This window comes from Mucilaginibacter sp. SJ (genome assembly GCF_028993635.1).
Taxonomy (GTDB): domain Bacteria; phylum Bacteroidota; class Bacteroidia; order Sphingobacteriales; family Sphingobacteriaceae; genus Mucilaginibacter.
In genome coordinates this window covers 408163-421135 of sequence record NZ_CP118631.1, presented here as the reverse complement: position 1 = coordinate 421135, position 12973 = coordinate 408163, and the positions used below count along the sequence as shown (strand labels likewise).

The 12973-nt window shown below is 42.3% G+C and carries 14 protein-coding genes; 4 read left to right on the top strand and 10 right to left on the bottom strand.

Going from position 1 to position 12973, the window contains the following annotated elements:
• Positions 1 to 1179 precede the first annotated feature (1179 nt).
• The 7 genes from MusilaSJ_RS01585 to MusilaSJ_RS01555 form a co-directional block, all read right to left on the bottom strand.
• Positions 1180 to 2436 carry a YeiH family protein gene (locus MusilaSJ_RS01585; protein WP_274988326.1) on the bottom strand — a complete coding sequence of 419 codons (1257 nt, stop codon included), beginning with the start codon at positions 2434 to 2436 and terminating at the stop codon, positions 1180 to 1182.
• A 28-nt stretch (positions 2437 to 2464) separates the two neighbouring features.
• Positions 2465 to 3910 (bottom strand): phytoene desaturase family protein, encoded by a 1446-nt coding sequence (locus MusilaSJ_RS01580; RefSeq protein ID WP_274988325.1) that lies wholly within the window; start codon positions 3908 to 3910, stop codon positions 2465 to 2467.
• 11 nt (positions 3911 to 3921) lie between these two features.
• Complete coding sequence (locus MusilaSJ_RS01575; protein ID WP_274988324.1) at positions 3922 to 4320, bottom strand: hypothetical protein; 399 nt, start codon at positions 4318 to 4320, stop codon at positions 3922 to 3924.
• 17 nt (positions 4321 to 4337) lie between these two features.
• Positions 4338 to 4535 (bottom strand): hypothetical protein, encoded by a 198-nt coding sequence (locus MusilaSJ_RS01570; RefSeq protein ID WP_274988323.1) that lies wholly within the window; start codon positions 4533 to 4535, stop codon positions 4338 to 4340.
• Positions 4536 to 4723: 188 nt separating this feature from the next.
• A complete protein-coding gene (locus MusilaSJ_RS01565; protein WP_274988322.1) occupies positions 4724 to 4921 on the bottom strand; it encodes a hypothetical protein in 198 nt (65 codons plus the stop codon).
• A gap of 20 nt (positions 4922 to 4941) precedes the next feature.
• Positions 4942 to 5127 carry a hypothetical protein gene (locus tag MusilaSJ_RS01560; RefSeq protein WP_274988321.1) on the bottom strand — a complete coding sequence of 62 codons (186 nt, stop codon included), beginning with the start codon at positions 5125 to 5127 and terminating at the stop codon, positions 4942 to 4944.
• Positions 5128 to 5258: 131 nt separating this feature from the next.
• Positions 5259 to 6623: a L,D-transpeptidase scaffold domain-containing protein gene (locus tag MusilaSJ_RS01555; protein WP_274988320.1), complete on the bottom strand. Its 1365-nt coding sequence runs from the start codon at positions 6621 to 6623 to the stop codon at positions 5259 to 5261.
• Between the two features lie 352 nt (positions 6624 to 6975).
• Between MusilaSJ_RS01555 and MusilaSJ_RS01550 the strand changes: the two genes are divergently transcribed.
• Both MusilaSJ_RS01550 and MusilaSJ_RS01545 read left to right on the top strand, forming a co-directional pair.
• The gene (locus MusilaSJ_RS01550; RefSeq protein WP_274988319.1) at positions 6976 to 8013 is read left to right on the top strand and encodes a zinc-dependent alcohol dehydrogenase family protein; all 1038 of its coding nucleotides are present in this window, start codon (positions 6976 to 6978) and stop codon (positions 8011 to 8013) included.
• Positions 8014 to 8072: 59 nt separating this feature from the next.
• Complete coding sequence (locus MusilaSJ_RS01545; RefSeq protein ID WP_274988318.1) at positions 8073 to 8915, top strand: universal stress protein; 843 nt, start codon at positions 8073 to 8075, stop codon at positions 8913 to 8915.
• 195 nt (positions 8916 to 9110) lie between these two features.
• On the opposite strand, the gene MusilaSJ_RS01540 is transcribed toward MusilaSJ_RS01545, so the two are convergent.
• Both MusilaSJ_RS01540 and MusilaSJ_RS01535 read right to left on the bottom strand, forming a co-directional pair.
• Positions 9111 to 10181 carry an AI-2E family transporter gene (locus MusilaSJ_RS01540; protein WP_274988317.1) on the bottom strand — a complete coding sequence of 357 codons (1071 nt, stop codon included), beginning with the start codon at positions 10179 to 10181 and terminating at the stop codon, positions 9111 to 9113.
• Positions 10182 to 10346: 165 nt separating this feature from the next.
• Entirely contained in the window at positions 10347 to 10523 is a 177-nt protein-coding gene (locus tag MusilaSJ_RS01535) for a hypothetical protein (protein ID WP_274988316.1), read from the bottom strand.
• 124 nt (positions 10524 to 10647) lie between these two features.
• On the opposite strand from MusilaSJ_RS01535, the gene MusilaSJ_RS01530 reads away from it, so the two are divergent.
• Both MusilaSJ_RS01530 and MusilaSJ_RS01525 read left to right on the top strand, forming a co-directional pair.
• Positions 10648 to 10998, top strand: a complete 351-nt coding sequence (locus MusilaSJ_RS01530; RefSeq protein ID WP_274988315.1) for a putative universal stress family protein — start codon at positions 10648 to 10650, stop codon at positions 10996 to 10998.
• The gene (locus tag MusilaSJ_RS01525; RefSeq protein ID WP_342457029.1) at positions 10929 to 11321 is read left to right on the top strand and encodes a universal stress protein; all 393 of its coding nucleotides are present in this window, start codon (positions 10929 to 10931) and stop codon (positions 11319 to 11321) included. The genes MusilaSJ_RS01530 and MusilaSJ_RS01525 overlap by 70 nt, the downstream gene beginning before the upstream one ends.
• Positions 11322 to 11340: 19 nt before the next feature.
• Here MusilaSJ_RS01525 and MusilaSJ_RS01520 read toward each other — a convergent pair whose 3' ends face one another.
• On the bottom strand, positions 11341 to 12762 hold the full coding sequence (locus tag MusilaSJ_RS01520) for a helix-turn-helix domain-containing protein (RefSeq protein WP_274988314.1): 1422 nt from the start codon (positions 12760 to 12762) through the stop codon (positions 11341 to 11343).
• Between the last annotated feature and the right edge of the window lie 211 nt (positions 12763 to 12973).

The following is a 12973-nucleotide window of genomic DNA, read 5'->3' as shown; positions in this document are numbered from 1 at the left end:
ATGTGCGCTTTGTTTTTCGGGGCAATCGTCTATTATCGGCAGACGATAGCGATACGTGTGCCGAAAGGCCTGTTAGTGCAGCACGTAAAAACCTAAAGGATCAGTTAGCCTTATTTTACCTAACAGTGAACAGTACGACAGTATCAAGCAAGAAGTTGAAAATTGCTTGTCATCGCGTTGTATTTCAAATATAACCATAGTCAAAATGATTTGCTATACAGATTAAAACAGGCGCATTTTTCGGGGCGACCACATGTAACAATTCGCGACAAAACTTAATTAAAAACCTCACAGCCCGTTTTTGTGCAAATTTTGTGCAAATAAAAAAGCCCAACTCGTCCGAGCCAGGCTAATTCATTGATTTTAAAGCTCCCATAACTGGGCTCGAACCATAAGTTACCGAGATAGCTTTCTGTGAAAATAAAATCAACGGGGTTAACAAGTTCATGTCAATTTCATTTCACCTAAAAGGGTTAAAACCGGAATAAGGGGTTCGATTGAGATCCCTCCGGCTCCACTAGAAAAAAACCGAACCTAAAAAGTTCGGTTTTTTTATGCACTTTTTAATAAATTAAGTTGTTGATTTATATTGTGTTACATTTTAAACTTGGTAGATTTTGTAGGCTTTAGGTTCGAATCGCCATGCCTCATAAACTCGAGATGTAACTATAACGTAAAAACCTAATAATCAGATATATGTGATTTTTGATATATTCACATCTGCATAGATTAATCTAATTTTACGGCAGAATAGTGGCAGTTTTCATGTATTAAAAACTGCTACTAATAAAATAAGGTAGTTGCGTAAGGCCAATAGTTACCTATAGTTTTAGATTTGCCCTTCCCTGTTACTAACGGAGGCCCCGGCAACTTGCCCCCTTTTTATCTCCTTGCCATCGGCAACATGGCAGGATGCACATTTGTTTATTCAGATCACTTCACCTGCTTCGGCGGTACCGTTTCCCGTTGGCAGGCCTTTACCATCGGGCCGTATATCAATATCAAAGGGGGGCTATTTCTTCTTTTGTGGCTATTTTCCCGTAGCAAAGCTTTGGGGCCAGTTTTTTTGATCGGATGAAAAGCAGCCCAAAGCCAAATCATCACCCCAATAATGATGATCCCAAAAAAAATGAGGACATGGCTCCGCCTTACTTTTAACTTTTTGAGCATATAAACCTGTTAGAATAGTATGATTGCTATAACCAACGTAATGAAAATATTAAAGGTTTGTGCTATCAGGAAGGCATATAACGGCTTCTTGCTGTTCCTGTTAAACAAATCGGCAAAGTTGGTTTCAAGGCCGATACTGGTAAAAGCCAGTGCAAACCAAAGTCCTTGCAAATTTTTCAAACTATCCTTAACCGTGGCGGCTGCCGCCGGCGACAGGACGAACGAAAACAACAGCGAAGCACCGATAAAGCCCAATACAAACTTCGGAAAACGCTCCCAGATCACTTTTAACGTTGGTTTGGTGTCTTTATCCTGTGCCGATGGGTGTTTGGTATACGTCCAGTAAATGGATATGGCAAATGCAGCTAAACCCAACAGTACGTTTTGCGAAAATTTAACGATGGTGCTGATCTTCAGCGCAACCTCTCCTACTAACGACCCCGACGCAACTACCGCACCGGTAGTATCAATACTGCCGCCCAACCATGCGCCTGTAACTTCCTGCGAAAAGTGAAATTTATGGGCAATGATAGGCATAAAGATCATCATGGGAATCGCCGTGATCAATACCATCGATATCACATAAGAAAGCTTTTTTGAATCACCTTTGATGGCGCCGGCGGTAGCTATGGCTGCAGATACCCCGCAGATGGATACTGCACTCGAAATCATCATGGCTATCTCGTCATCAACCTTAAGCTTTTTGCATACCCAGTAAGCAAAATACCAAACCGAGGTAACTACCACCAGGGCCTGGATCAGGCCTAAAGAACCAGCTTTTAAAATGTCGCCAAAAATAACGCTGGTACCTAAAAGCACCAGGCCTATTTTCACAAACAATTCGGTTGATAGGGATGATTTTAACCACTCCGGCAGTTTAATAAAGTTACTGATCAGCAAGCCTAAAACAAGGCTGAAGATCACCGCTTCGAGGTTAAGCGATTTAGCTTGGCTGCTGCCTGCCAGTACTAAAGCCAAAATAGTAACGAGGTATACCAGCGGGAAACCTAAAGCATAATTTTTAATTGACTTCCCTGTAATTAATGCTCCTATGCCACCAATAATGATAACAAATACAAACTGAATAAGCACTTTTGTAAGATTGGCCGAATCAAGAACGGTACCGGTTAAATCCGCACCAGTTTTCCAGCCGAAGGTTGGTACAGGTAAGAGCAGGCCTGCCAGCGACAGGATAATGATCAAAGAACCTAAAATAACTACTGCCCAGTCTTCGTGCAGGGTTAGTTTAGTAGTGGTGGTTGACATAGTTTTAGTTTTATAGTGTGATAATATGTTATGATTTTATGCTGATGTTAAAAACATCTTTTAATGCTCGTTTGGCCGAATAATAGCCGCACATGCCGTGTACCCCGCCGCCCGGAGGTGTGGATGACGAACAGATATAAATACCCTTTGCTGATGTGCGGTAAGGCGAACGTCTTAAAACAGGCCTGGTAAAAAGCTGACCGATATCTATAACCCCGCCATTAATATCTCCGCCAATATAATTGGGGTTATAGTTTTCCAACTGTCGGGTATTAAAAGTATGCCTGCCAATAATGCGCTCCCGAAAACCGGGGGCAAAACGCTCCACCTGTTTCTCGATGATCTCGGCCATGTCTTTATTTGATCCGTTAGGTACATGGCAATAAGCCCAGGCTGTGTGCTTGCCTTCGGGGGCTCGGCTGTTGTCAAAAAGACTTTGTTGAGCCAACAGAACAAATGGCTTTTCGGGATGATGCCCCTCCCAGATTTGTTGCTCACCGGCGGCAATTTCCTTTAACGTACCGCCGATATGCACTGTTCCGGCTTTCCTCGCGCCTTCAGCCTTAAATGGCACAGCGTCATCGAGTGCCCAATCTACCTTAAAAACACCCATCCCATAATGGTACCGTTCCAGTTGCCACTTATATAGCGATGAAAACTTATGCCCTGCAATTTGCAGCAATTGTTTAGGCGTAATATCAAACAAAACAGCGTTGGCCGATGGAAGTTGATCAAAAGCGGTGATGTAGGTATTGGTTTCTATCTTTCCCCCTATCGAAATAAAATACAATGCCAGTGCATCCGCTATCTTCACAGACCCACCCTTAGGTACCGGCCAGCCTTTCAAATGCCCGTTAGCCATAAGCACCAAAGCAATGGCCGATGTAGCAAGGTTGGTTAAAGGTTGTATGCTATGCGCAGCCATGCCTGCCAAAAGCCCTTTGGCTTCTTCAGTTTTAAACCTTTTGGCTAAATAGGTTGATGAGGTAAGCGCATCCAATCCAAAAACTGCGAGGTCAACCGGATGTTTCGGAAAAGTAAGCGGCCCCAATACATCCGGTGCTAAGCCGGGCCAGGTCTTAACTAAATGTGCTAACAATTTAATGTAGGTATCCCTATCCTCGGCAAGCAAGTCGGCGGTTTCGATGATTGATTTTTTGAGTACTGCGGCAGTCCCATTATCAAAGGGATGCGCCGCGGCAATTTCAGGGGAAATATATTCCAGACCATGCTCATGCAGGGGCAGCGTTTCAAAAAACGGTGATCCCGCGGCCAGCGGATGAATGGCTGAGCAAACGTCATGCTTAAAACCGGGCAGGGTAAGCTCTTCGGTGCGTAAACCGCCGCCTATTTTATCCTTGCCTTCCAGTACTAAAACCGAAAGCCCGTGTTGCTGCAATAATATGCCCGCTGCAAGGCCGTTTGGCCCCGAGCCTACTATCACTGCATCATAATCACGTTTTTCCGGTTTCATAGGTATTTGTTTTAGTATTTGCCCGCTACTAATTTACTGTCAGTAAGCGCGTATTGGCGGTTTACGCGGTCAAGCACAATATACGCATCATTTTTCTTGTCGTCCTTACCGGTCAACACAATGTGCGATCCATCTGCGTCGGCCGCATAATTGAGCACCGCGCGCGCGCGTTTACGTTTATCTTTCAACTCTTCGGGCACTCCACGCTCACGGCGGGTTGATTGTACGGCCCTATCAATGGCTGTTACCTCATTGCGGATATTAGCCTTTGCTTCGGCAGGGATAAATGATTTTGTCCAATTTATTTTCGCCGGCTTTATCGCCGCCGCGGTTACCACGCCTGCCTTTGCGTTTGGTACATTCGGGGAGTTTATCCTGTAAATAGAGCACTTTGTTAACGGTATCAGCATCGTAATAAAATACCCACTTACCACCGACCACGCCCATAATCAATAACAAGCGCTTCAACCCAATCAATATAGCCTAACAGGTTATAAGCAGGGGTTTGAAATTTGTAAATACTTGGCGAAAACCGCGCTATATCATACAAATCGCGGTAATGCAAATGGAACCAGTTAATGGTTACCAGGTTATTCCACCACTCAGCAGTGGTGGGGATGCACATGATAATGAAAAAGATGAAAGCGACACGGAAAGCCACACGCTGTGTGGCAGTCCATTCCTTTTGTGCGCCGGGATCAGCTACGGGGCAGCATGCCGGGTTTTGCTTTCGGGTACAACATTGCCTGCCTGTTCGGTGTCCGGGTTTATTACTGTTGTTGCCATGATTAATATCTTTTAAAGGTTTATTGCTTAAAATTTAAGTGCCTTACTCCTGCCCTGTGCAGTTTCGTGCAGCAGGTACTTTTTGTTGATGTTGTCCAGCTGTACGTAAACAGAATCCTTGTTATGATCAACGCCAGTAAGGATAATAGTGCCGTTTTCAGGTTTGGTATAGTGCAGCGTAAACTGATCTGCTTTGTAATTGCTGTTTCTATTTTTGAGCAGCAAAACCTGTTTTACGGTATCGGCTACGTAGTTGTAATAAGCGCGGCGGTTGTACCATTGAGCTCATATTTGCGGTCTTTATCCCTGCTGCTAATCTTTTCGGTAATAGCTGTATCAGCCTTATATCTTTTCAGTGACCCAATGCTGATGGTATTCCATTTTTCAAAACAAGATCGTTCCAGCGGGCGGTATCGGTTTGCGAGTAGCAATTGGCCTCAAATTCCTTAATTTTATTACATGTTAAATTGATAAGGTAATCAGGTTTATTAGCGATTCCATAGGTTTCGATAGGCTTACAAGTTGACAGAACATAATTTTTCAAATTCATAATTAAAACCACTCACTTTGTTTTACTGATGGGTTTAAGGCCATAAAGCTGATTTTCGACCTTGCTGTCAAGGTTATATATATCTTCATATTTTACGATCTGGCCATCCACAATGGCAGTAGTGATATAAGTGATTCTGATTGGTACAGGCTTTTTAAGTTGAAAAATTTTAATTTCCCGATCCATCAGGGCTCGGTGCATGGATTGTATATCTGTTTTATTTCCGGCTGTAGTCAATAATAACTTGGCAAGTTCTTCTCCCCGCTCAATTCTTATCGCCCCGTTACTCATCGCTCTTTTTTGCTTTGTGAATAAATTCTTATCAGATAAACCTAACAACTCTATACCTGCCTTATTGCCGGGCATGAAATAGATATAACTACCATTTTTTTGATTGCCTGTTTTTTGTTTAAAAAACAGATTATACGGAATCAGTTTGTCTCTCTGGTTAGTTTTGGGATTTACAGTGCCTGTTCCGGTAGCAAAATCTGTAAGTGTGCTTACCATCAAAGGTGTCGGTGTAGCAGGAGCGCCTACAACTATCTTGAAAATATATGTAGTATCCGGCAGTACAAATTTCAATGTGTAAGTAGGGATATTGATCTGGATATAAGTACTATGGTTCATATCAGCCCAACGTAGCCGCTCCATGTTTACGGCGATTTTCCTCACATCGGCCTCCGGCGTTTCATAACAATCCCCTTCATAAAGCCCTTTAATCAAATGTAACTGATGTTGAAATATTGCGTAGTCTTTGTTTACGGGTTGCACTTTTACCACTGCATCCATAAAGGCCGGTTGTTTGAGCGCATTAGTTAATAATTCTTCGCTGTTAAAACCGTTAATGGCTGCCCTATCAATTTTCTCTGCCGGATAATACGGGTTAAGTTTGCCGAAATGCAGGTTATTCATAAAAGCCAGCATAGCGTCGGTGAGGAATATCTCAAACCGGGCCTTTTGCTTATTGCTTACTTTACCGGCTTGTTCGAGTATGGTATGCAATGTAGCGTACTGCAACTCTTTAGGATGGTAATCTTCGTGCCTTAAACCAAATTGCAACACACAATCAATCAGCAGCATGGCAGCCCATGTTTTATTTTGGTCTTTTTGTTCCACTGTCCATACTGGAGCAAAATCTCGTTTTTCATAAAACCGCTTAGTTGAAACAGGAAAGTACAGGCCATTATTCAATGCATTATCATTTAATTGCCCGACGATCTGAGCTGTGACCGAAGTATCAACTGTATTATAACCATTGGCTTTTCCGGATGTATAGTGTTCTGACCTGGCTTTCACAGGCAACAAAAAGATGCACAAAACAAACAACCCAATAACTGTATTTTTAAGGGTGACATCGCTTATTTCAACTGTTTTCATAAGATGAATTTTATAATGTAAAATTGCAATGCCCGGCAGCTTAAATTAGTGACGACGGTCATTTATTCAATTGATTGTAAACATCCGGTACGGTTCAACCATGTATAAATCAATACGGAAAAACAGTCACCGGAATGCTCACCTGTACGGGCACTGAAGTATCGCTCAAGGCCTTGATGTGCGATACCACTACAGGTATACCGCTCACATATTTAATATGCAAAGGACCCGTCAATTATCCGTCATCTTTAATAGTGATATATATCATTTATTTATCTGACGATCAACATCATAAAAAAAATAAAACAACAGCAATTTTGTGCTTAACATAAAACCCGTTAAAGCAGAAGATATGAAAGCATTAGTTTATCATGGCCCGGGCCAAAAATCCTGGGAAGAAAAGCCAAAACCGGTACTGCTGTCAACAAGCGATGCCATTGTAAAAATCCTGAAAACAGCGATTTGCGGTACAGATCTGCACATTATGAAAGGAGATGTTCCTGAAGTTGCCGATGGCAGGATCATCGGGCATGAAGGCGTGGGTGTGATCGAAGAAGTGGGAACCACTGTCAGTAATTTTAAGCCGGGTGACCACGTGATTATATCCTGTATCACGTCTTGCGGTAAATGTACCTACTGTAAAAAGGGCATGTATTCTCACTGTACAGATGGTGGTTGGTTATTAGGACACCTGATTGATGGTACGCAGGCAGAATATGTTCGTATCCCCCACGCCGATAACAGCCTTTTTCTGGTACCCAGCGGTTCTGACGAAGAAGCATTGGTGATGTTAAGTGATATACTACCTACAGGCTTTGAATGCGGCGTATTGAACGGCAAGGTACAACCCGGAGATACCATAGCCATAATAGGTGCCGGTCCAATCGGGATTGCCACTTTACTTACCGCGCAATTTTATACACCTGCGGAAATTATCATGATCGATCAGGATGTTAACCGGCTCGATGTAGCCAGGAAATTCGGCGCAACACAGACTATTAATAGCCGCAATGAAAATACAATTGAAGCGGTAATGAAACTCACCAACCAAACCGGTGTTGATGTGGCAGTAGAAGCTGTCGGTATTCCCGAGACATTCGAGCTATGTGAGGCGATTATCGCCCCCGGCGGCCGTATCGCCAATATTGGCGTTCATGGAAAAAGTGTGTGCTTACACCTGGAAGACCTATGGTCGAAAAACATTACTATCACGACCAGGCTCGTAGACACAGTGACTTCCCCAATGTTGTTAAAAACGATACAATCCAGGAAAATAGCGCCCGCCAAACTAATCACACATCGTTTCAGATTAGACCAGGTGGTGGAAGCATACGATACATTTGGCAACGCAGCCGAGGAGAAAGCGCTGAAAGTTATTTTAAGTTCTTAAACAAGATGTACATACGTGCCGAATAAAACAACATCACAACCGTTAAACCTCGAATAATTATGGAAAAGATATTAGTTACAACAGATCAATCCGTTAATTCCAAAGCGGCTATCCGTTTTGCGATTAAACTGGCCAGCCGGCGTAAGGCGGAATTAACCATCCTTCATGTATACCATCTTTTAAAACCCTTCAAATGGACAGACCACGCTTTTGCGGCGTATACAAATGAATTCAGAAAAAAAACTACAGACGAATTATCATCATTTATTGCAGGCATCTATCGTGATATCGATGAACGCGAAATTAACTACGAATTAGTTTTAGTATCCAATATCGATGTAGTTGCTGGCATCACGGATTATGCCAGCAGGAACAGTTGTTCTTATATCTGCATCAGTACCCGTGGCGCGGGCACTATTGCAAAAATATTCGGTACGCATACCGCAAAATTGATCAGTTGTTCGACTGTACCTGTAATATGCATACCAAGCGGATATCACTTAAAAGAATTGAAACACGTCCTGTATGCCTCGGATATGACCGATTATGAAAACGAATTAAAAGAGGTTGTCGATTTTGCCGGGCCAATTGGTGCCAGTGTCGAGATGGTACATATCTCCTATCCTAATGAATTCGCTTTTGACAAAGAGTTGGCTGAAGCCACCTTACAGAAAAAAAATAGTTATAAAATTAGCCTTCTAAACCTGCAAAGAGACGTCAACAATAATTTACTGGAAGATATAGATCATGCTGTTAAGATCAGCAAACCGTCCCTTTTGGTCTTATTCACCCATCAGTCCAGGTCTATGCTCGAAAAGCTATTTTTCCCTTCCAATGCCACAGAATATTCCTTTTATGGAAAGGTTCCTTTACTCACCTTTAAAAAAAAGGATGGCAAATAATTTTGCCAAGGTCCGCTCCTTGATATATGGATTGCCATTTTGACCTGTAGTGGACTAACGTTAATTGTTTTTGCTACACGCTGCCTGGGTTTAGTATTATTCTAAGTTGTGGCTAACCGCTACAACAGCCAGCCTGTTGCCATTAGTTGTTTTTCAGGGCTACAAAGCTTTCCAGAAAATACACAACCGGAGGAGTTAAACCTGCATCTGGCTCTTTACAGGCCGCTCATCACCCAGTAACACACCCCATTGCTTATAATTTTCGCTACGGTCAAACACTATTTTTAGCATAGATAACACCGGCATCGCCAGGAACATGCCCGAAAGCCCCGCCATGCTCCCGCCAACGATAATGCCAACAATGGAAACAAGCGGATTAATTTTCACCTGCGACCCTACGATACGAGGCATTAAGATATTATTATCCAGAAATTGTACCACTGTGATAGCTCCCAATACAATCAGCACATCTGCAACACTATCTGACGAAGCCAGCGTTAACAGCACCCCCAGAATATTGCCGATCAGGGCGCCCAGGTACGGGATCAGGTTCAGAAAAGCGAAGATAATACCAATGAGCAGTGCATTCTGAATATTGAAAGACCATAATATGCCACCTAAAAGAACAATGATATAGGTAATCTGTATCAGCAGTCCTACAAGATAGCTTTTAACCATTTTTTCAGTTTGCCTTACAGCTTCCTCCACATTCAGATACTCCTCTTTTTTAAACCACATCAGCAGAAATCTTAAAAAAAGATTCCTGTATAGAATGATCAGGTATATATAGATCGGCAATAATCCAATAAATATAACCATGCCAGACAAAGATCCAGCCGCGCCGTTTAAAACTCCGCCTAAAGAACTGAATAACTTTTTGCTTTGCACATTAATGAATTTCACTTGCTCTGCCGGGGAATATCCAAATGAATTGCTAATCCAGATACTTAGGTCATCCAGGTGTTTGGCCACGGTACGTTGAATCTGCGGAAAATCATCTACCAAAGCACCTATCTGACTGGAGAACAACCAGATGATCAGCGCCACAATGACGGTTAATAACAATATTGGCAAAAAAACCGCAATAACCTCCGGTACTTTTAGCTTCCTGAAAAAACGAAACACGGGTAAAAGTACCAGGCTGAAGAAGAACGCCATCAACAAAGGCATAATGATCGTATTTCCAGCTATGATGATGGTTCCTAAAACAAACAGGCCAATTAGTTCTATGGCCCGTTTCACGGTTAACGGAATTTCTTTTACCATGGGAGCAGTTTTACACTTTTGGGAGCGCACTTTTATTTATTACCCAATATAAGCCTTTTATATCGGTTTCCCATTTCGGAATAATAAGTACGTACGATTTCTTCTAACAAATCAAGGATGGTTAAAGCTGGCACAAAGTAAAACAGTATGTAAACGCCGGGGTAATCAATAAAAGAGTATAAGGAATACACCCTGAAAAACCGCAACAAATTTGGCCAGGTAGGTATGAAAGCTACTAATCTTACGGTTTTTCCATATCCCATGGATCAGGACAAATGCACCCAAAGCCGTGCCAACGATAGGCAGGTGGGTGATCAGCAGGTGGATGTGTGTCTGGTTCATGACTTTTATCAAAAGTGATCAACTAATAGCACTGTTTAGATAATAGTAATCAAGCCAATAAATGATCTTAATCATTTATTGGAGAATAATGAACGGATAGCTTTACAGTCTAAAGAATTACACCATGAAGACGATTCTAATGCTCACTGACTTTTCAATAAATGCAAACCACGCCGCAAAAACCGCCGCGAAAGCTCTGAGGAATTTAAATGCAGATATATTGCTTTACAACACTTATTATGACCACCCTATACTTCCTACATATGCCGGTGGGCCCTGGGTGGTAGAAGAGTTCGTTTTTCGTAAAGACGAAAGCGCGGCACAGCTGGGCCAATTGGCTATTCAACTAAAGCATATTATTGCAGACCTAACTACAGAAGGCATTGAACCTAAAATTGATTATCAATTGGTGAAGGTTCACTTGGCAGAAATACAGCGGCGGTTATTCAGGAGAATAACGTTGACCTTGTTGTAATCGGCAGCAGTACAGATAGCTCTTTAGGCCACTTGATCTTCGGCAGAGATACAATGCAGGTGATAGATCATTCGTCCTGCCCCGTATTGATCATCCCGCCAAAAGCGGATTTAGCCCGGCTTAAAAAAGTAACGTTAGCCACGGCTTTCGAACTGGCCGATATCAATGCAATCAATTACTTAACCGGCTTACAAAAACAGTTACACTTTCACCTGGAAATTGTCCATGTATCCGCCATAGAAGAGGAAGGCGCCCCCGTAAAAGAAAAAGCTTTACTTAATCATATTGAAGCAATCAAACAGGATAATATAACCTTTCATTAAATAAGGGGAAAAGACGTGATTAACTCACTGTCACAATACGATAGATCCGGTCTTTATTGGGATGAAAACTGTCGAAACTTGTTTCGTATTGAACAATCAGGAATATGAGCAGGCAGGCTGCAATCCCTATTGCCAAACCGGTGATATTAATGGTAGCATAACTTTTATTGCGTATCAGGTTACGCAAGGCAATTTTGAAGTAATTTTTAAACATAACGTATCGATTTGGCTTCTTAACGGTCCGGCAGGGAGCTGTTTCGTAGTTTAAAATTACAGCTGTAAAATGGGGCTGGCGTTCCAAGTTATAATATGGTCGCTCTTTTTTCAGTTCAAGTTTGTATTCGGCCGGATTTTTACCGGTCATTTGTTTAAAAGTGCGGTTAAAGGTGGTTTTCGAATTAAATCCTGATTCGAAAGCTATGCCGAGCAGGGTCAAATGATCATAAGCCGGATCTTGCATTTTCCGGGCCACATCGGCAACGCGATACTCATTAATGAAATCATTAAAGCTTTTTTTGAGCACCGTATTAATGATCCGGGATAATTCATTGGGATGCAGGTCAAGTTTTTCGGCCAGCGAACGTAAATTAAGTTCCGGATCCTGGTAATACAGGTTGGCTTTCATAACGTTCTTCAGCCAGCTACCCTTTTGCTTTGACTCTCGGGGTAACGCAGCTTTAAAAACCCGCGGAGCAACCAAGTGTAAGCCAACCTCCGGCCTTAAAAAAACGACAGCCGCCATCCGGATGGTCAATATCGCTAGAAAGAGATACAGGGGATAATAAACCTGCTTTCCTAATTGATTATGGTAATAAAAGTGGTTTGTGGCCGCAATGAACATCCAGCATAGCCACAAGATACCAAAACCAATCAGCGAACAATGCAGCCATCTCATTTCGTACCGGTACCGGTCGCCCCCATTAAATTTAATACTCCGGTAAAAGTTTGCTATCTGCTTTTGGGAGGCATAGAGATAAATAATGACGGAAATAAACACAAGCGGTTGAAATGCGGGATTTAGCCGGTAAAAGGTCAGTGTATCATAAGCGGCTTTGCCTGTTTTAATACTATCGTTAATTTCCAATAGCTGAGTGCCCAGTTCGAGCAATAACGGAATAAAATGCAGTAAATCTCTAAATCTGAATTTATACTGCGGCCGGGTTATTTTAAGTACATAAAAGAAAATCAGGGGGCCAAACCCAAGCGAAAATTGCAGCGGTAACCGGCTCCAATAAGGGATATAAGTTGTCAGTTGAATGTCAATAGCTAATATGCGGGCTATGTACAAAACAACAACGATCAAAGCCAGGGCGAAAAACCGGTTAGCGGCGTTGTTTATCCTTTTAGTGAACCATAAAAGCAAAGCAAATGCCATCCCGATGAAAATAGCTCCTAAAAAGGCCAGGTCATAGGCGTTGATATGGAATATATAGGTATTCAATTACTTCAAATTGCTCAATCCCTGTTCCAAATTTGCAATATATTGACATACAAATAATTAACTACATTTTTATATATTTACTGTAACGCAACCGAACATATGGCTGTTCGCTTTTGGGATGGCTTGCCTCCATATAGCCAGTTCATTCAGTCGTGATTTCTTAACTCGGGGAAAATAACTCACCATTCACAAAGCCTTGTCGCAGCAGCAG

Bases quoted from the DNA above. Each gene is read 5' to 3' on its own strand.
- MusilaSJ_RS01535 (WP_274988316.1), bottom strand. From the start codon at position 10,523: ATGAACCAGACACACATCCACCTGCTGATCACCCACCTGCCTATCGTT.
- MusilaSJ_RS01575 (WP_274988324.1), bottom strand. From the start codon at position 4,320: ATGCTGATACCGTTAACAAAGTGCTCTATTTACAGGATAAACTCCCCG.
- MusilaSJ_RS01585 (WP_274988326.1), bottom strand. From the start codon at position 2,436: ATGTCAACCACCACTACTAAACTAACCCTGCACGAAGACTGGGCAGTA.
- MusilaSJ_RS01545 (WP_274988318.1), top strand. From the start codon at position 8,073: ATGGAAAAGATATTAGTTACAACAGATCAATCCGTTAATTCCAAAGCG.
- MusilaSJ_RS01540 (WP_274988317.1), bottom strand. From the start codon at position 10,181: ATGGTAAAAGAAATTCCGTTAACCGTGAAACGGGCCATAGAACTAATT.
- MusilaSJ_RS01570 (WP_274988323.1), bottom strand. From the start codon at position 4,535: ATGTGCATCCCCACCACTGCTGAGTGGTGGAATAACCTGGTAACCATT.
- MusilaSJ_RS01580 (WP_274988325.1), bottom strand. From the start codon at position 3,910: ATGAAACCGGAAAAACGTGATTATGATGCAGTGATAGTAGGCTCGGGG.
- MusilaSJ_RS01530 (WP_274988315.1), top strand. From the start codon at position 10,648: ATGAAGACGATTCTAATGCTCACTGACTTTTCAATAAATGCAAACCAC.
- MusilaSJ_RS01555 (WP_274988320.1), bottom strand. From the start codon at position 6,623: ATGAAAACAGTTGAAATAAGCGATGTCACCCTTAAAAATACAGTTATT.
- MusilaSJ_RS01550 (WP_274988319.1), top strand. From the start codon at position 6,976: ATGAAAGCATTAGTTTATCATGGCCCGGGCCAAAAATCCTGGGAAGAA.